Origin of the sequence: Archangium lansingense (assembly GCF_026626635.1) — a bacterium.
Classification (GTDB): Bacteria; Myxococcota; Myxococcia; order Myxococcales; family Myxococcaceae; genus Archangium; species Archangium lansingense.
This window is the reverse complement of sequence record NZ_JAPNKA010000001.1, coordinates 10125293-10143380: the sequence shown is the minus strand read 5'-3', so window position 1 is coordinate 10143380 and position 18088 is coordinate 10125293. Positions and strand designations below refer to the sequence as shown.

The 18088-nt window shown below is 65.5% G+C and carries 15 protein-coding genes and 1 pseudogene; 8 read left to right on the top strand and 8 right to left on the bottom strand.

The features are described 5' to 3' along the window. The first annotated feature begins 385 nt into the window (after positions 1-385). Both OV287_RS40365 and OV287_RS40360 read left to right on the top strand, forming a co-directional pair. Positions 386-1753 (top strand): AHH domain-containing protein, encoded by a 1368-nt coding sequence (locus tag OV287_RS40365; RefSeq protein WP_267539356.1) that lies wholly within the window; start codon positions 386-388, stop codon positions 1751-1753. Between the two features lie 2 nt (positions 1754-1755). Then, a complete protein-coding gene (locus OV287_RS40360) occupies positions 1756-2352 on the top strand; it encodes an imm11 family protein (RefSeq protein WP_308809775.1) in 597 nt (198 codons plus the stop codon). Between the two features lie 65 nt (positions 2353-2417). Here OV287_RS40360 and OV287_RS40355 read toward each other — a convergent pair whose 3' ends face one another. Then, entirely contained in the window at positions 2418-2612 is a 195-nt protein-coding gene (locus OV287_RS40355; protein WP_267539355.1) for a hypothetical protein, read from the bottom strand. Between the two features lie 108 nt (positions 2613-2720). Between OV287_RS40355 and OV287_RS56720 the strand changes: the two are divergent. Next, positions 2721-4087 (top strand): annotated as a pseudogene (locus OV287_RS56720) (AHH domain-containing protein). Then, entirely contained in the window at positions 4084-4692 is a 609-nt protein-coding gene (locus tag OV287_RS40340) for an imm11 family protein (RefSeq protein WP_267539352.1), read from the top strand. Before OV287_RS56720 ends, OV287_RS40340 begins: the two are co-directional and overlap by 4 nt. Before the next feature lie 64 nt (positions 4693-4756). On the opposite strand, the gene OV287_RS40335 is transcribed toward OV287_RS40340, so the two are convergent. Beyond that, entirely contained in the window at positions 4757-5689 is a 933-nt protein-coding gene (locus tag OV287_RS40335; protein ID WP_267539351.1) for an alpha/beta fold hydrolase, read from the bottom strand. A 450-nt stretch (positions 5690-6139) separates the two neighbouring features. On the opposite strand from OV287_RS40335, the gene OV287_RS40330 reads away from it, so the two are divergent. Together OV287_RS40330 and OV287_RS40325 are read left to right on the top strand one after the other, a co-directional pair. Further along, a complete protein-coding gene (locus OV287_RS40330; protein WP_267539350.1) occupies positions 6140-7501 on the top strand; it encodes an AHH domain-containing protein in 1362 nt (453 codons plus the stop codon). Continuing rightward, positions 7498-8082 carry an imm11 family protein gene (locus OV287_RS40325; RefSeq protein WP_267539349.1) on the top strand — a complete coding sequence of 195 codons (585 nt, stop codon included), beginning with the start codon at positions 7498-7500 and terminating at the stop codon, positions 8080-8082. Before OV287_RS40330 ends, OV287_RS40325 begins: the two co-directional genes overlap by 4 nt. 65 nt (positions 8083-8147) lie before the next feature. Here OV287_RS40325 and OV287_RS40320 read toward each other — a convergent pair whose 3' ends face one another. Genes OV287_RS40320 through OV287_RS40310 form a run of 3 tightly spaced genes read right to left on the bottom strand, consistent with a single transcriptional unit; the run spans position 8148 to position 10524 of the window. Beyond that, complete coding sequence (locus OV287_RS40320) at positions 8148-8615, bottom strand: nucleoside deaminase (RefSeq protein ID WP_267539348.1); 468 nt, start codon at positions 8613-8615, stop codon at positions 8148-8150. A 12-nt stretch (positions 8616-8627) separates the two neighbouring features. Next, a complete protein-coding gene (locus OV287_RS40315; protein WP_267539347.1) occupies positions 8628-9830 on the bottom strand; it encodes a cyanate transporter in 1203 nt (400 codons plus the stop codon). A 16-nt stretch (positions 9831-9846) separates the two neighbouring features. Beyond that, positions 9847-10524 carry an ankyrin repeat domain-containing protein gene (locus OV287_RS40310; protein ID WP_267539346.1) on the bottom strand — a complete coding sequence of 226 codons (678 nt, stop codon included), beginning with the start codon at positions 10522-10524 and terminating at the stop codon, positions 9847-9849. Positions 10525-10624: 100 nt separating this feature from the next. On the opposite strand from OV287_RS40310, the gene OV287_RS40305 reads away from it, so the two are divergent. Together OV287_RS40305 and OV287_RS40300 are read left to right on the top strand one after the other, a co-directional pair. After that, positions 10625-11503, top strand: coding sequence for a LysR family transcriptional regulator (locus tag OV287_RS40305; RefSeq protein WP_267539345.1), 879 nt, complete (start codon positions 10625-10627; stop codon positions 11501-11503). Positions 11504-11928: 425 nt separating this feature from the next. After that, the gene (locus OV287_RS40300) at positions 11929-13779 is read left to right on the top strand and encodes a Hint domain-containing protein (protein ID WP_267539344.1); all 1851 of its coding nucleotides are present in this window, start codon (positions 11929-11931) and stop codon (positions 13777-13779) included. Positions 13780-13934: 155 nt separating this feature from the next. Here OV287_RS40300 and OV287_RS40295 read toward each other — a convergent pair whose 3' ends face one another. From OV287_RS40295 to OV287_RS40285, 3 genes are read right to left on the bottom strand one after another with little or no spacing between them, the layout of a single operon-like run. Next, a complete protein-coding gene (locus OV287_RS40295) occupies positions 13935-14975 on the bottom strand; it encodes a glycoside hydrolase family 2 TIM barrel-domain containing protein (RefSeq protein ID WP_267539343.1) in 1041 nt (346 codons plus the stop codon). Continuing rightward, the gene (locus tag OV287_RS40290) at positions 14972-16483 is read right to left on the bottom strand and encodes a DUF1552 domain-containing protein (protein ID WP_267539342.1); all 1512 of its coding nucleotides are present in this window, start codon (positions 16481-16483) and stop codon (positions 14972-14974) included. Before OV287_RS40290 ends, OV287_RS40295 begins: the two co-directional genes overlap by 4 nt. Beyond that, entirely contained in the window at positions 16480-18015 is a 1536-nt protein-coding gene (locus OV287_RS40285; protein ID WP_267539341.1) for a DUF1588 domain-containing protein, read from the bottom strand. The genes OV287_RS40290 and OV287_RS40285 overlap by 4 nt, the downstream gene beginning before the upstream one ends. Positions 18016-18088: the final 73 nt, after the last annotated feature.

Below are 18088 nucleotides of genomic sequence, written 5' to 3'. Positions count from 1 at the left end.
GGGCGGGCGTGTACCCCAAGGGGCTGCGTGGCATCTGCTCTGGCCCGGCGCGCCGCCCTTGCGGCACCCGCCAGCAGTCCTTCTCCTCCTCTCTACACTCGCCCGCCGCCCTCACCTGGGCTCCTGGGTGGAAGCGGGGCTCGACGGGGGCGAGCGTGGCGCTGCGCTCGCGCAGGGTGCGCAGCAGGGAGTTGAAGTCGAGGTTGGGCCGGGGTGGACAGCATGCGCTCGCGGCCGATGGCTTCCACCAGCGTGAGTGCAGCCCGGGCCATCGCGGCGGTGAGGCCGCGAGCCCCGGGCCAGGGTCGTGTCTGGCATCCCACCTCCGAGGTGAGGGACACTGGCCGCCACCGCCTTGCATTCCGAAGGGCCGGAGGAGCCGCACATGCAGCCAAGAGTCCTTCAACCCAGCTACCTGCTGTTGCTGTTGGCGATGGCGCTGGGGGGCACTTCAGCAAGGGCCAAGGACGAGGTGCCGGTGCCGGTGCTGGGGGAGGTGGGAGTGAGCGGGTACCAGGGGGACGAGGGGCAGGGGCTGAGGCTGAGCTTCAAGAGGTTGAAGCCGAACCCGGCGCTGGGGCTGTGGAGGGAGGAAGAGGCGAGAGAGGTGGTGGAGGCGCTGGAGGAGGAATTCCAGCAGGCGAGCAGGAGGAAGAAGGAGAAGCCGCACCCGGCAACGATGTTGGCCCTGGCGGGCCATGTGCCAGCGGAGGAGGCGAGGCCCTCGGCGTTGGAGAGGCGGGTGAGAGAGGAGTACGAGGAGCTGTTGGGGCCGGCGCAGGTGGAGCTGCCGGGGACGCTGGAGAGCGCCAGGTGGTTTCAGGCGCTGAGGCTCTCGCCGCGCTACATGGGGGAAGGAGTGAGGGAGGCGGCGCTGGAGCTGTTCAGCTCGCCCGCGGTCCTGCTGTCCGTGGGGACGTCCATGATGCTGTACATGCTGGCGTGGGCGGTACCAGAGCCGGTGTTCTCCAAGGCGTTGGCGGGAGCGGTGACAGTGGGGCTGCTACTGACGTACAGCGCGGCGGAGCTCTACAGCGTGGGGCAGGCGTGCCTGAGGCTGTACCAGGAGGCGGAGGCGGCGAGTACGAGGGAGGAGTTGGAGGAGGTGGCCAGGCGCTTCGGGAAGGCGTTGGGAGGAGTGGGGCTGAGGGTGCTGGTGACGGTGGCGGGGGCGAAGCTGGCGAGGGGGTTACCGGAGGTGCCGAAGGGAGGGCTATGGGCGAGCCTGTCGCCGCCGCGCTTCGCCATGGCGGGAGGGGGCACGAGGGGAGGCGTGAGGGTGGTGATGGGGACGAGGGCGCAGGTGAATGTGGCGGAGGGGACGGTGGTGCTGATGGGGGTGACGGCGAACACGGCGACCGCTGCGGTGGCGTCAGCGGTGAGCGTGGCGCGGACGACGGGGGCGTGTACGGAGTCGAAGCAGGACGGCCACCATCGCCACCACCTGTGCACCAACAAGAACGACATATCCGAAAGCAATGGCGGCCCTTGGACTCCTCGGTTCGAGGAGTTCTTCGAACGAGCGGGGATGAGCCTGGATGACCCGGCGAACATTGTCTATCTGCGAGACCACAAGGGGCCCCATCCCGAGGCGTACCACAGCGAGATTTTCGAGCGGCTGGAGAAAGCGCTTGGACCTTGTCGAACCCAGATTGAGTGCCGGCCCAGGCTCCTGGGCGCGCTCGACAAGATTGCAGGGGAGGTATGCAAGCCGGGCTCCACGCTCAACAAGCTGGCCACTAGGACGCCATGAGTATGCAGATGAAGTATTACAAAATATATGACGATGTATACATTCCAGGGCGTTGGCATTTGAGGATGCCTCTCTTCAGCGATAGCAAGCGTGAGGGCGAGCGCGAGGAAGAGCGCGAGTTGTTCGACGTTTGGCGGTTCAAGGAAGGAAGAGTCTTGGAAATCGAGAGGCCGATCCGCTTGTCCATGAAGCCGGCGGGCGTCGCGCTCGAGTTCAGTCACGCCATGGGGGTTCCCATCGTCCACCGTCGGGTCGTCTCGCTCTTCGAGCGCCTGGGTCTCCAGAAGGAGGTGCAGTTCATCCCCGTGGAGGTGGAGGACCAGACGGAGCCCTGGTTCATCCTCAATGCACTGCGGGTCATCCGGTGCATCGATGACGCTCGGTGTGAGGAGGTGCTTTATTGGGGACCAGAGGATGGCGAGCCAGACAGGGTAGGTGAATACCAGAACGTTCGAGGGTTGAGGGTGGATCCGGAGAAGGTGGAGAGCGCCAATATCTTCCGCCCCTGGGGCTGGCAGGTTGTCCTCATCGTCTCCGAGCACGTCAAGCAAGCGATGGAATCAGAGGGCATCACTGGCGCCAAATTCATTGAAGTCTGACGGCAGCGGGACTCCACCTTCTTGACATCGGGAGCCGGAAAGCCCGACCCCCAGAGGCCATTGGCTCAGGTGCTGAGGGACGCCCGCCAGAGCTCATAGAGCTCGGTCTCGCCCTCCGGTCGAACGGGAAGATGAACCAGCTTCATCGCTTGCTGTGCCAAGGGCTTCGCCAGCTCGGCATAGATGGCAGCCGTTGACAGGCCGTAGGGCTCGCCCTCCTCGTTCGAGTAGGCGAAGGCAATCTCCTTGATGCCGGCCATGCGCATGGCCGCGAGCCCCGGGCCAGGGTCGTGTCTGGCATCTCACCTCCGAGGTGAGGGACACTGGCCGCCACCGCCTTGCATTCCGAAGGGCCGGAGGAGCCGCACATGCAGCCAAGAGTCCTTCAACCCAGCTACCTGCTGTTGCTGTTGGCGATGGCGCTGGGGGGCACTTCAGCAAGGGCCAAGGACGAGGTGCCGGTGCCGGTGCTGGAGGAGGTGGGAGTGAGCGGGTACCAGGGGGACGAGGGGCAGGGGCTGAGGCTGAGCTTCAAGAGGTTGAAGCCGAACCCGGCGCTGGGGCTGTGGAGGGAGGAAGAGGCGAGGGAGGTGGTGGAGGCGCTGGAGGAGGAATTCCAGCAGGCGAGCAGGAGGAAGAAGGAGAAGCCGCACCCGGCAACGATGTTGGCCCTGGGGGGCCATGTGCCAGCGGAGGAGGCGAGGCCCTCGGCGTTGGAGAGGAGGGTGAGAGAGGAGTACGAGGAGTTGCTGGGGCCGGCGCAAGTGCAACTGCCGGGGACGCTGGAGAGCGCCAGGTGGTTTCAGGCGCTGATGCTTTCGCCGCGCTACATGGGGGAAGGAGTGAGGGAGGCGGCGCTGGAGCTGTTCAGCTCGCCCGCGGTCCTGCTGTCCGTGGGGACGTCCATGATGCTGTACATGCTGGCGTGGGCGGTACCGGAGCCGGTGTTCTCCAAGGCGTTGGCGGGAGCGGTGACAGTGGGGCTGCTACTGACGTACAGCGCGGCGGAGCTCTACAACGGGGGCAGGCGTGCCTGAGGCTGTACCAGGAGGCGGAGGCGGCGAGGACGAGGGAGGAGTTGGAGGAGGTGGCCAGGCGCTTCGGGAAGGCGTTGGGAGGAGTGGGGCTGAGGGTGCTGGTGACGGTGGCGGGGGCGAAGCTGGCGAGGGGGTTACCGGAGGTGCCGAAGGGAGGGCTATGGGCGAGCCTGTCGCCGCCGCGCTTCGCCATGGCGGGAGGGGGCACGAGGGGAGGCGTGAGGGTGGTGATGGGGACGAGGGCGCAGGTGAATGTGGCGGAGGGGACGGTGGTGCTGATGGGGGTGACGGCGAACACGGCGACCGCTGCGGTGGCGTCAGCGGTGAGCGTGGCGCGGACGACGGGGGCGTGTACGGAGTCGAAGCAGGACGGCCACCATCGCCACCACCTGTGCACCAACAAGAACGACACGTCCGAAATCACCGGCGGCCCCTGGACGCCCAGGTTCGAGAAAATCTTCGAAACGGCGGGGATGAGCCTGGATGACCCAGCGAACCTCGTCTACCTGCGAGACCACAAGGGGCCTCATCCCGAGACGTACCACCGTGAAATTTTCGAGCGGTTGAAGTTGGCGCTTGGAACCTGCAGGACCCAAGTCGAGTGCCGAATGAAGCTCGTGAGAGTGCTCGACAAGATTGCAGGGGAAGTTTGTACACCGGGCTCTACACTCAACAAGCTCGCCACGAGAACGCCATGACAGCGCGGACACGCTATTACAAGCTATACGACGATGTATACATTCCAGGGCGTTGGGATTTGAGTTTTCCTCTCTTCAAGGATGGAGGGGAATCGGGCGCGCGTGAGGACGATGACGAGCGCGAGTTATTCGACACCTGGCGATTCAACGAGGGGCGAATCCTGGAAATCGAGAGGCCGATCCGCTTGTCCATGAAGCCGGCGGGCATTGCGCTCGAATTCAGTGAGGCGATGGGGGTTCCCATCGTCCACCGTCGGGTCGTCTCGTTCTTCGAGCGCCTGGGTCTCCAGAAGGAGGTGCAGTTCATCCCCGTGGAGGTGGAGGACCAGACGGAGCCCTGGTTCATCCTCAATGCACTGCGGGTCATCCGGTGCATCGATGACGCTCGGTGTGAGGAGGTGCTTTATTGGGGACCAGAGGATGGCGAGCCAGACAGGGTAGGTGAATACCAGAACGTTCGAGGGTTGAGGGTGGATCCGGAGAAGGTGGGGAGCGCCAACATCTTCCACCCCTGGGGCTGGCAGGTTGTCCTCATCGTCTCCGAGCACGTCAAGCAAGCGATGGAATCAGAGGGCATCACTGGCGCTAAATTCATTGAAGTCTGACGCAGGGACGCCCGTCTGACCCGAGTTGGGGAGCCTCCCCACGTGTGGGCTGAGAGCTCTCTAACTACCAAAGAGAGGGGTTGGCGGGAGGCGCGTCCTCCAAGAAAGGCGTCACCATCGACTCGAGTACCTTCGCCTCCCCTGAGATCCCAATATGAGAGGTCGCGGGGAGGATCACCAACCGCGCCGCAGGAACCTTCGTGAGCATCCCAGTAGCGGCCGCCTCCTCATCGCCTCCGCCCCGAAGCTTGAACATCGCCACCGCGTGTTCCAGCTTCACGCCATCCGCATCACCCACGATGACCATCGTCTTGGCTGGAATAGCGCGCATCTGAGCGTCGGTGATGTTCTGGTCGTTGATGTTCAACACCTTCATCTTCTCGATGTAGGCCTCGAACGCCTTGGGATCAGCCGTGTGCTTCTTGAACGCTACTTCGACTGGAGAACCTGCAAACATCTTGGCGCTCAGGCCCTCAATCGCCTTGAACACCGCAGGGTACCAACCGTCCTTACGGTAGGTGGCGGACAGCGAGACGAGCTTGTTGACGAGCGTGGGGTGACGCACCGCCAGCTGCAGTGCCACCCCTCCACCTTGGGAGTAGCCCATCACATCCGCGCGCTCCACCTTCAGGGCCCTCAGCAATGCCGCAGCGTCATCGCCGAACTGCTCGTAGGACATCTTCCGCGACGTGTCCGCGGTTCGACCGTGGCCCTGTTGGTCAAAGACAATCACCGAGCGCTTCGCAGCGAAGGCTGCCACCCAAGGCTTCATTGAGTCGGTGGATAAGAAAGCCCCAGGAATCAACAGCAACGGAGCTGTCTTGGACTTGCCCAACTCTCCGTACACTTCGTAGTAGAGCTTCAGGCCGTTGATGGGCAGATAGCCACTGCGTGAAGGGCTCGGTCCTTGCGGCTTGGACGGTGGAGGCGACGACTCCGCAGCCCACGCCATCACCCCCATGGTAACAAGTCCCATCACCACCATTCGTCGAAACATCCGGCTGGCCTCCTCGAAAGAGAGAGCACGGCTTATGGCCCAGCAGACACGGAGCGTCGACGACTCACTTCTGCCATGTAGAGCACTTCACATCGTTGGGACCGCGGTGGGGTTCGACGCGCGAATGCGGTATCCCTTTCGTCCATTCTCCTTGCTCAACTGGGCTCCTCTCCGTCCTATACTTCAGAGGGGCGCCACGTCCGGGTGGAAGCGGGGCTCGACGGGGGCGAGCGTGGCGCTGCGCTCGCGCAGGGTGCCGAAGTCGAGGTTGGGTCGGGGTGGGCAGCATGCGCTCGCGGCCGATGGCTTCCACCAGCGTGAGTGTAACCCGGGCCATCGCGGCGGTGAGGCCGCGAGCCCCGGGCCAGGGTCGTGTCTGGCATCCCACCTCCGAGGTGAGGGACACTGGCCGCCACCGCCTTGCATTCCGAAGGGCCGGAGGAGCCGCACATGCAGCCAAGAGTCCTTCAACCCATCTACCTGCTGTCGCTGTTGGCGATGGCGCTGGGGGGCACTTCAGCAAGGGCCAAGGACGAGGTGCCGGTGCTGGAGGAGGTGGGGGTGAGCGGGTACCAGGGGGACGAGGGGCAGGGGCTGAGGCTGAGCTTCAAGAGGTTGAAGCCGAACCCGGCGCTGGGGGTGTGGAGGGAGGAAGAGGCGAGGGAGGTGGTGGAGGCGCTGGAGGAGGAATTCCAGCAGGCGAGCAGGAGGAAGAAGGAGAAGCCGCGCCCGACGACGATGTTGGCTCTGGCGGGCCATGTGCCAGCGGAGGAGGCGAGGCCCTCGGTGTTGGAGAGGCGGGTGAGAGAGGAGTACGAGGAGCTGCTGGGGCCGGCGCAAGTGCAACTGCCGGGGACACTGGAGAGTGCCAGGTGGTTTCAGGCGCTGAGGCTCTCGCCGCGCTACATGGGGGAAGGAGTGAGGGAGGCGGCGCTGGAGCTGTTCAGCTCGCCCGCTGTCCTGCTGTCCGTGGGGACATCCATGATGCTGTACATGCTGGCGTGGGCGGTACCGGAGCCGGTGTTCAGCAAGGCGTTGGCGGGAGCGGTGACAGTGGGACTGCTGCTGACGTACAGCGCGGCGGAGCTCTACAACGTGGGGCAGGCGTGCCTGAGGCTGTACCGGGAGGCGGAGGCGGCGAGGACGAGGGAGGAGTTGGAGGCGGTGGCCGAGCGGTTTGGAAAAGCACTGGGCGGAGTGGGGCTGAGGGTGCTGGTGACGGTGGCGGGGGCGAAGCTGGCGAGGGGGTTGCCGGAGGTGCCGAAGGGAGGGCTATGGGCGGGCCTGTCGCCGCCGCGCTTCGCCATGGCGGGAGGGGGCACGAGGGGAGGCGTGAGGGTGGTGGCGGGGACGAGGGCGCAGGTGAGCGTGGCGGACGGGACGGTGGTGCTGATGGGGGTGACGGCGAACACGGCGACCGCTGCGGTGGCGTCAGCGGTGAGCGCGGCGCGGACGACGGGGGCGTGTACGGAGTCGAAGCAGGACGGCCACCATCGCCACCACCTGTGCACCAACAAGAACGACACGTCCGAAATCACCGGCGGCCCCTGGACGCCCCGGTTCGAGACACTCTTCGAAACGGCGGGGATGAGCCTGGATGACCCGGCGAACATTGTCTATCTGCGAGACCACAAGGGCCCCCATCCCGAGGCTTACCACCGCGAAGTCTTCAACCGGCTGGAGGATGCGCTGTCGGGTTGTCGGCCAGGGGCCGATTGTCGAGCGAAGCTTGTCAGAGCGCTCGACGAGATTGCAGGGGACATCTGCAAGCCGGGCTCCACACTCAACAAGCTCGCCACGAGGAAGTCATGACGGAGCTGATGAAGTATTACGAGATATACGATGACGTATACATCCCTGGGCGTTGGCACTTGAGGATGCCTATTTATAACCAGGGCGGAGGCGAGGACGATTTCTTTGACATCTGGCAGTTCAAGGAGGGCCGAGTCCTGGATATTGAGAGGCCGATCCGCTTGTCTATGAAGCCAGCGGGGATCGCGCTCGAGTTCAGTCATGCAATGGGTACTCCCGTCGTTCACCGTCGGGTCGTCTCACTCTTCGAGCGTTTGGGGCTCCAGAAGGAGGTGCAATTCATCCCCGTGGAAGTGGAGTGGCAGGCGGAGCCCTGGTTCATTCTCAATGCCCTGCAGGTCATCCGGTGCATCGACGACGCCCGGTGTGACGAGGTGTTTTATTGGCAGCCAGAGGATGGACGCCCGGAAAAATTAGGCGGGTACAAGAACGTTAGAGGGCTGAAGGTGGACGTTGAGAAGATAGGAGACGCCCACATCTTCCGCCCTTGGGGCTGGAAGGTGGTCCTTATTGTCTCCGAGCGCCTCAAGCAGGTGATGGAATCAGAGGGCATCACTGGCGCCAAGTTCATTGAAGTCTGACGGCAGCGGGACTCCACCTCCTTGACATCGGGAGCCGGAAACCCCGACCCCCAGAGGCCATTGGCTCAGGTGCTGAGGGACGCCCGCCAGAGCTCATAGAGTTCGGTCTCGCCCTCCGGTCGAACGGGAAGATGAACCATCTTCATCGCTTGCTGTGCCAATGGCTTCGCCAGCTCGGCATAGATGGCAGCCGTTGACAGGCCGTAGGGCTCGCCCTCCTCGTTCGAGTAGGCGAAGGCAACCTCCTTGATGCCGGCCATGCGCATGGCCGCGAGGCACATCGGACAGGGATGGCCGCTCGCATAGACCGAGCACCCGTCGAGGCGCGGCGTGCCGAGGGCTCGGCCCGCGGCGCGCAACGCGAGGAGCTCCGCGTGTGCGGTGGGATCGTTGGTGGCGAGAATCTCGTTGACCCCGCGCGCAATGACGTTGCCGTCTTTGACCACGACGGCACCGAATGGCCGTCCGCCGCGGCGTACATTGTCTCGTGCGAGCGCGATTGCTTCGAGGAGATGGTCCGTTGGTGATGACATAAAACCGCCTTGTCAGGCCGTTCCAGGCCGTGACGATGCCTGTGTTCCGTTCATGGCAGCGCCGTAACCATCGGGCGCAAGCCGCGTGACGAGGTAGATGACGAGCAGTACGCAGGCGAGGTGCGCGAGCCAACCGGTAGCGAAGCTTCCGCTCCTCTCCTGCAACACCGCCATCAACCATGGGCCGTTCGCTGCAATCAGGAAGCCGCCTCCCTGCATGAGCGCGCTGAGTGCGCCCGCTTGCGCAGGCTCGTGCAGATGGTCGAGGGCAACGACGAGGGAGAGCGCGAAGCATCCGCCGAGCCCGGCCCCACCGAGCGCCGCCCACAGGCGTGGCGAAGCATCGGGCCAGAAGGCCAGACCGGCGAAGCTGGTTGCCTGCGCGAAGAGTGTGAGCCACAACCACGGCCGTCGGTCGTGGCTGCGTGCGGCGAGCGCGGGCAGCGACAGCGCCGCGGCCGCCTGCGCCACCGCCATCAGCGCCACCAGACCACCGCTGTGTGCCTTGCTCCAACCGCGAGTCAGGTAATAGGCGGGGAGCCAGGCGACCATCGATGAATAGCCGGCGTTGACTAGGCCAAAGCAGCTCATCAGGAGCCAGGTACGCGGCCGACGCAGAAGCACGGCCACGGCTGTGTGACCGGCGCTGGCTCGCTCCGCGCGAGGCAGGACCCACCACCCGAGCACCAGCGCCGCGCCCGCGGGAGCCGCCAGCCAGGCGAGGGCTCCGCGCCAGCTGCCCACGATATCGGCAAGCACTGGCGTAAGCTGCGCGCCGGCTGCGCCGCCGGCCATGAGGGCGGCCGAGTACACCCCGGTGATGGGCGCGACGCCGCGGGGGAAGTTCTCCTTGATGAGGCCGGGCATGACTGCCTGGATGGCGGCCACGCCCATGCCACAGAGTGCGGCGGTGCCGATGAGCGCGCTGCCACTCGGCACGGCGATACGGAGCGCGGAGCCCAACCCGAGCATCGTCAATGCGCCGAGGACGATACGCCTTCCACCCAGCTCGCGCTGTATCCAGGGACCGAGGAAGGCCCCGGCGCCCATCAACAACGTCGGCAGCATCGTGAGCCAGGCCAGGCCGCGGTAGCCGAGGCCGGTATCGGCGGCGATGCTCGCCACCAGCGGGCCGATGCCGGTGAGGAAGGGGCGCAGGTTGAGGCCGATGAAAACCAGGGTGAGGAGCAGAATCGCTCGAGGTGGAAATCGCATGGCACACGCCAGGCCTTCATGCGGCGCCAGCCGCCACCAACAGTTGCTCGATTTCACGGTAGCCGCGCTGGCGTGCGTGCTGAAGCGGCGTCACCCCCGAGCCATCGGCGAGCTTGACGTCCGCTTTCGCCGCGACGAGCAGGCGCACAATCTCGACGTATTGCGGGCCGCCATTGCCGAGCATGATTGCCTCGAGCAATGCCGTCCAACCAAGGTTGTTGACGTGGTTCACGTCGACCCCCGCCCCGATGAGCGTCTTCACTGTCTCCACGTGTCCGCGCTCACAGGCCGGAATGAGCGCCGTCCCGCCGTACCGGTTGGTGCTCTTCAGGTCGGCACCGTGCGCGAGCGTGAGTCTCAGAATCTCGAGATGACCTCTGGCCCCCGCGTAGAGGTAGGGGCTGTCTTTGAGCGCATCCTTCGCGTTCACGTCCGCTCCTGCCTCGATGAGCACCTTCGCGACGGCGACGTGGTTCTTGTGAGCGGCCGCCAGCAGCGCCGTACGGCCCCGATCGTCGCGTGCGTCGATGGCTGCACCTTCCCGGAGCGCGACGCGCACAGCCTCGACATCACCTCGCTCCGCCGCCACGATGAGCACGCGGTCGCGTGGCGCAGCCTGCGAGGGCCCACTCCCAGTCAGGACACCCATGAGCAGCAATCCCATTGCGCTGGCGAACGCCGCCAGCTGTTTCAACGATAGGTTCACGAAGGAATCCCAGGATGACGATGTCACGAAGATAGAGGAGAGGTCCCCCGCGTTGCCATGAAACCTCAGCATACTTATGAGTGCCCTCATGAATAGAACCCCTCTCGACCTGGGCCTCCTGCAAGCGTTCACCGCCGTGGTCGACTGCGGCAGCTTCACCGGTGCGGCGCGGCGCCTTCACTCCACGCAATCAACCGTGAGCCAGCAGCTCCGCAGGTTGGAGGAGCAGGTGGGCGCCTCGCTCCTCGATCGGCGGCGTCGCGACATCCGTCTGACCGCTCCGGGCGAGCGCCTCCTCGGTTATGCACGGCGCATGCTGGCGCTCGATGCGGAGGTGGCGGAGGCGCTGTCGCAGGCAAACGCGGGCGCGACCCTACGCCTCGGTGTGCCGGAGGATTTCGCTTCCGGGCGCATCACTGGGATGTTGGCTGGCTTCATGCGTGCGCACCCCGACATGACGCTCGAGGTGACCAGCGGGCTGAGCCGGGACCTGCGCCGCCTCTACGACCGTGGCGAGTTCGATCTCGTGCTGCTCAAGCAACGACGTGGCACGGGGGCGGGTGTATCACGCTGGCCCGAGCCACTGTGCTGGGTCGACAGCGCGAGCCACCCATCGGTCGATGGCGACCCGCTGCGCCTCGTCGTCTTTCCGCCAAACGGCCTCTACCGCGACGAGATGTTCGAGACGGTGGAGTCGCTCGGGCGCCGATGGCGCATCGGTTACTCCAGCACGAGCCTTGCCAGCATCCAGTCCGCCGTCGCCGATGGACTCGGTATCAGTCTGCTGCCGGCCCGCGCGGTACTGCCGGGCCACCAGGTCCTCGGTCCGGAAAGCGGCTTTCCGCCGATCGAAACGATGGAGCTCGCCATCCACCATCGGCCTGAAGCCGGACCATTGCTCCTGGAGCTTGCAGCGCGTCTCGCCAGGCTGGTGCATGAGCCAGAGAAGGCCCGGCGCCACCGCTGAGCGCCGCGGTCCCTCCCGCGCTGAGGCACTCCGCATGTTTTCGGACCGCCCAGGCGGTGGGTGTCAACGGAGTTGTCGCGAAAAGCTGACTCAAGCAGTCAGCCGAAATGAAGGCACTGCAGGGGTGGAGTGCTGGGAGGGGTTGAGGCGGACGGCGCCTGCCTCCACACCCAACACAGGCGAAGAAATACAGTGCGAACCGAACGTCTCGCTCGAGGGAGCATCTCCTCGCTTTGACGCGTCAGCCCACCGGATTGACGCGTCAACCCGCCGGGCCGGCATCTCTTGTTCCCGGGATGCAGGACCACCGTCGCTCTGAGAAGCCCTCGGCCACGGGCAGGCACATGGCTTGCTGAGGCACGGTGTGCCCTTTTCGAGGGGCATGCCGTCGCACCGACCGTAATCGAGGCAAGGAGAACGAATTCATGTCGACCCATATCAACGCGGCGAAGTCAGCCGCTCAGCTGCGCAAGATGTTCTGGGGGGGTCTGCTGGTGGGACTCATGGGGCCGCTCACCGCGAGCGCACTGCCGGCTGGCGGACAGAACAGCCAGATCGATTGGACGCAGTCCGGGTTCTCGGGGATGGCTCGTCCCGAGGCGCTATCCCTCGCCGAGCTGAAGACATATCACGCGGATCGCAGGTACGTCCGGAGCCTGGTGAAGACGGACGCCGCCACGAGCCTCGACTACTCGGACCCGCAGGTGTTCCGGTTCGTCCTCGCCCGCCTGAAGATGGCCGGGAAGACGCCGCAGACGGCGCCCCGTCTCTTCGCCCTCATCAACCAGCGGCGTGCCGCGGATCAACTGCATCCGAGAAAGACGGAGCGCACTCAGACGCTCACGGCCACCCGGACGCCCCAGCACTTCATCAACTCGACCAACTTCCTCACCGAGAGCAGCCCGTACATGGAGGCCAACGCGCTGGTCACCTACCCCGGCGTGGCCAACTACCTCTATGTCGACAGTGCTACCTGGGACAAGAATGGCACCGCCCTCGGGGCGATGGCTTACGCCGAGAAGTACAGTGGCTCCATCGTGAGGTCGGCGGCGGTCGGGGACGTCACTCTCACCAGCGCGCTGGATTACGAGGTGGACTCGTACTCTCTCATCGACTCGGCCGCGGGCCTGCAGGAGACCTACACCCTCCGCGAGAACAACAAGAGGTGCCAGTTCGACCTGTCCACACTGAACATCACCGACCCCGTGGACACGACGGGCGGACAGTGCGTGGACATCTGCCTGAACCGGACCTGGACGGGTGATTGCGACTACGACCTGACCGGAACCCCGACGGCGTTGAAGATCCCCTTGTCCGGCTCCATCGGCATCTCCTTCAACAACCCCAACTGTGTCTTCGATGCCAACAGGATCGCGCAATACCAGAACGGAACCTTGACGCCTCCGGGAAATATCAAGGTCGTGTTGACCAACGTGGGCGGCGGCTGCGACGTGGACAGCAGCAATGCCCTGTACAGCCCGATGCAGAACTTCTGGCAGCACGTCACGATCGCCCCTGACGGCAAGACGCTGAGCTGGAATCTCACGGGGGCGGACGCGGCGCTCTTCGACCCGAGCTGTCGGCAGGTCCAGGACCAGCTGGATCTCACCATGATTCTGGGCATTCCGATGAAGCAGGGAGCAGTTGAGATTCCGCCCCGTCCCATCGTCATCAGCAACGATCCAGACTCCCAGGCCACGGACTGGCAGTTGCCGTGCATGACCATGACGAACAGCTGCCTCGCCGAGGGCACGAAGGTGCAACTGGCCGACGGCCGCATGGTGCCCATCGAGTCCATCCAGATCGGGGACAAGATCTTCAACCCCTTCCACCCGGGCGCCCAGGCGCTCACCGTGACTGACATCGCCAAGGGCTTCGAGACCGTGCCCATGGTTCGCATCAAGGACAAGACCGGGAGGGAGCTGCTGATGACGGAGATGCACCCCATCGCCACGGTGGACCGGGGCATGGTGCAGGCCCGGAAGCTGCACGTGGGAGACAAGGTCCAGACCCAGACCGGCATCAGCCAACTGGTGAGCGTCACCCGCCAGCCGTTCGGCGGAAAGGTGCACAACCTCAAGGTCGGCTCGAACGAGGAGTCCCTGAAGCTGGGCCCGGATCAGACCGTGGTGTACGCGAACGGCTTCCTCGTCGGTGACGGGCAGATCCAGCAGAAGTACGAGTCCGCCGAGCAGAATGCCAACGCGAGGCTCGACATGCGCACGCGTGTGGACAAGCGCTGGCGCCAGGACTACGTGAAGAGCGCCACCCGGTAGCCGCGTCACCATCGAGCAGCACGGCGAGCTGTTGCACTGGGCCGATCTGTACTCACGCGGATCGGTCCGCCGGTCTCCCCCGCGCCTTTTCGGCACGCCGGGCTGCGGCACGGATGAGTTGCACGAGCTCAGGCCGCCTGGTCTCGGCCAAGCGCTCAAGGCGCGTAGAGGCGCTTGAGCGCTTCGTATGCGGGCCGCGTGTTTCGGTCGACGTCGACGATGCCCCACCACTCCTCGTTGAAGGTGCCGTCAGGGTAGGGCCCCCCACCGGGGGCCGCACCGCCGTTGTCGTGCTGGGAGGGGTTCCCCGACTTCCACCACTCGTCGGACCACTCGAAGAGGGTGCCGCCGGAGCACACTCCGCCCTTGTTCGCGGTCGAATGCTCGAGAATCTCCTCGGTCAGTGCGCGGGTCGCGGTGCCCTGGCTCTCGGGATCGTATCCGGGAAGCTTCGCGTTGAACGCGTCCGCACCATATTCGGCAAGGAACATGGGCTTCTGGGAGAGGCCCTTCCACTTGTCGAAGGCGTCTCCGAAAGTGATTCCCCGATACATGTTCAGGCCCCAGACGTCGACGTCTGGCATTCTCTCGAGGGTGTCCCTGGAGGGCATCTCGCCATAGACGGTCGCGATGGGATGCGTCGTATCGATGGCCTTGATGGCGGCAGCGATCTGGTTTAGCCGCGCCATCGAGTCATTGAAGGACATCCCGGTGTACAGGCCGTTGTAGTTCCACTCGTTTCCCAGTGACCACATGAGGATGGCGGGGTGATTCTTGAGAGCCGTCACGTGCTCGGAGGCCCGAGTCGCCGGCTCACCGCCATAGGCATACACGCTCATGATCACCCGGATGCCCGCGGCGTGCAGCTTGTCCAGCACCCTGGTATCGCGGATGGTGTCGTACGTGCGGACCACGTTGATGCCCGCGGCCTTCATCAGCGCGATGTCCTGGTCGGCGAAGGCGGCGTAGTCGTCCCTGGGCGGATGCTGGTGACCCTTTCCGACGGGATTCCAGCAGACGCCCTTCAACTGGATGGCCTTGCCACCGACCTTGATGGCTCGCCCATCCACGGAGATTGCACCGTCGCTCCCGCCATCCGCCACGGGAGCGTTCGGTCCGGCGGGCTCGACCGCACAGGACTGGATTGCAACCATCAAGAGGCCCAGCACGAAGCCACGAAGCATCGGGGAACTCACGCGAGGATCTCGGTGAGGTCCGCGTTCCCCACGCCACGCAAGTCCTCTCCGAACGAGGACACCGGCATGCCGAACACGTGACGCATGAGGGTGTACCACAGGTCGCGGAGCTGCCGGTCGCTGCCCACCGACTGATAGGCGATGTGCGTGTCGCGCTTGAGCGCGCCGTTGCCGCCCGCGATGAGAATCGGGAGGTCGAACGCGTCGTGGTCGTGCGTGCGCATCTCGCTCAGGAACACGAGCGTGGTGTGGTCGAGCACGGTGCCGTCACCTTCGGGGATGGCGTCGAGCTTGAGCGCGAGCTCCGCCACCTTGCGGCCCATCCACGCGTTGATGGCCGCGAAGTCGCGGTTGCTCGGGGTCAAAATCTTGTACTGGCCATTCTCCGTCGTATCGGCCAGCTCACCCGGCCCGTGCTGGGAAGCGTGATAGTGGAGGCTGGCCCCCGCATTGTAATTGAGCCCCACGCGCGTACGGTCCGAGGCGGGGATGTTGCGATACTCGAACTCGGAGCGGGCGTCGTCGAGCAGGTGGGTGACCACGCGCGTGCGGTCGCACTCGAAGGCGAGCGTGATGAGGTCGTTCATCACGTTGGCGTGCAGCTCGTGGTCATACCCGTCCTGCCCCTGGGACAGACCCTGCTGCGGGCCGGGCGGCTCGGGCACGGGGCTGGGGGTAGGGACCGTACGACACGTGGCCGCGACCTGGTCGACAGCGATCTCCAGACTCCGCACGGTCTCCAGGTACTGGTCCAGCACCTGCTGGTCCCGGCTGCTCACCCGCTTCTTGATGCGAAGCGTGTCCTCGCGGACCGCGTCCAGCACGCTCTTCTCCCGGGCCTTGAGCCTGGCGAGCTCCGCCGGGGTCTGGGCACCGGTGCCGCCGACAAGCTGGTCGAAGACGACGCGCGGGTTGACGTTTCGCTTGAGGGGCTCGGTCGGCGACTTCCACGACAGCACCTGGTTGTAGGCGTAGCTGCGGTAGTCAAAGAAGCCAGGCTTCACGCCGAGGCCGGTCTGCAGCGAGTTGAGGCCCGTCAGGCCCACCATCGTCCGAGCGATGAGCTGATCAACCGACGTGGTGCTGCGCACCGCCGAGTCGAGCGGCAGGCCCGCTTTGCGCGCGACCTCGTCGGCGTCGATGCACGTGGTCACCGCCGACATGCAGCGCGCGTGAGACGGCTCGACACTCGGGCCGGGCGCGCTGCCGTCGTGGCTCCAGGTGTAGTTGCCGAGGCGGCTCACCATCATCAGCTTGTGCTTGATGGGCGCGAAGGGGGCGAGCACGTTGGGTAGCTTGAAGTCGGCGCCCGACAACGACGTGCCGAATGAGGGGGCGTTGGTCCACCAGTCATGAGGCGCGCCGTTGGGGAAGGCGCAAATCAACAGGCGGCGCGGGATGCCAACGGCGGCGCGGGCGGTGCGCGGCGCGAGCGCCTCGAGCCAGGGGAGCGAGAGCGCGACACCTGCCCCACGCAGCACGGTACGGCGCGACAACAGCGTCTTCATGGAGCCTCCTCGGTGTGCCCGCGGAAGGCGGGCGAGACGACGATCTCATGCAACAGCTCGCGGAACGTTCCCGCCTTCCACGTCTCCGCGAGCTTCTCGGCGCGGAGGTAATCGGCCTCGTCCAGGCTGCGCCGCATGGCGAAGCTGAACAGTTTGTGCGGTGCACAGGTGCCAAGGCGCGGATCCGCCGCGAGCAGCGGCATCAGCCCCGACACCTCGGTGAACGACGTGCCCTGGTAGGTACCGCTCGCGTCGATGGGCTGCCCCTCGTCCTGGGTACGGTAGCGGCCGACAGCATCGAAGTTCTCGAGGCTCAGACCGATCGGGTCGAGCATGTTGTGGCAGCCGGAGCATGCCGGGTTGCGCCGGTGCGCCTCGAGCCGCTCGCGCACCGTCTTCGGCGACGTGCCCCCCTCATTCGCGGGCAGCTCGGTCACCACGCCCGGGGGCGGCGTCATGTCGGTGCAGAACAGTGAGGTGATGACGCCCTTCGCGCGCGAGGTCGGCGAGGTGCGGTCGCTGTGCGAGCTGAGCGTGAGGTACGCGGGCAGCGTGAGGAAGCCGCGGCGCTTCAGCGTCGAAGGATCGGCGGCGAGCAACGGCTGCACCGCCGCGCTGGCCGGGTGCGGCGCCGAGAACAGCTCGCTCCACGGCGTGGTGCCGGTAACGAAGCCGCTCAAGAAGGTGTTGGCCTGGCCCTCGACTGCCGTGGCCACTGTCGGTGTCCACTGGCGGAAGCGTGTAGGGTCGACGTTGTGGCTGGAGAGCCGGACCGTCCCGAGCCACTGTCCGAGGAAGCGCGAGACGAAGCGCTGACCGCGCGGGTCGTCGAGCATCCGGTCCGTCATGGCGCGCAGCGCGGCGTCGTCGTCGAGCTCACCCCGCTCGGCGGCGTCGAGGAGCGTGTCGTCGGGCATCGAGCCCCACAGCAGGTACGAGAGACGGCTCGCGAGCGCCGCCGGCTCGATGGGCTCCTTTCCCTTGCCGGGCCGCTCGATGCGCAGGAAGAAGGACGGGCTGCTGAGCATCACGCGGAGCACATGTGCGACCGCTTCGACGTGGCCCATCTCGAGCGTGGTGCGCGCGCTGCGGTAGGTATTGAGGTACGCGTCGACCTCCTCGGCGTCGAGCGAACGACGGAACGCACGGCGGCCCAGCGACGTCACGAGCGTCCGCGCGCAGGTGGTATCGGTGTCGCTCGCGGGCATGCACGTCACGAGGCGTGAGGTGAGCTCCGGCGACTTGAAGGCTTCCTCGACGACGTCGCTCGCGGCGTTGAAGAGCGCCTCGCGCTGCACCGACGAGAGCGTCGAGAGCACCCCCACGTTCGCGTCGAACTCGGAGGCTGAGACCGCTGGGAAGAAGTCGGCTGGCCGCGACGGGGTGCCGAGCAGATCCTGGACCGTCGTGTTGTACTCTGACGCAGTCAGCAGGTGCGCTGGCATCGTCTCACCCTGGATCGACGGGGTGGATGAGTCCTCGCACGCTGAGAGGCCGACACCAACACACATGATGAGTAGGGTGTGACGCATTGAGGCTCCTCGCGAACGACACCAGAGACACCCGAGCGCGAAAAACGGCTCAACGAGAATTTCGTCTGCTCGT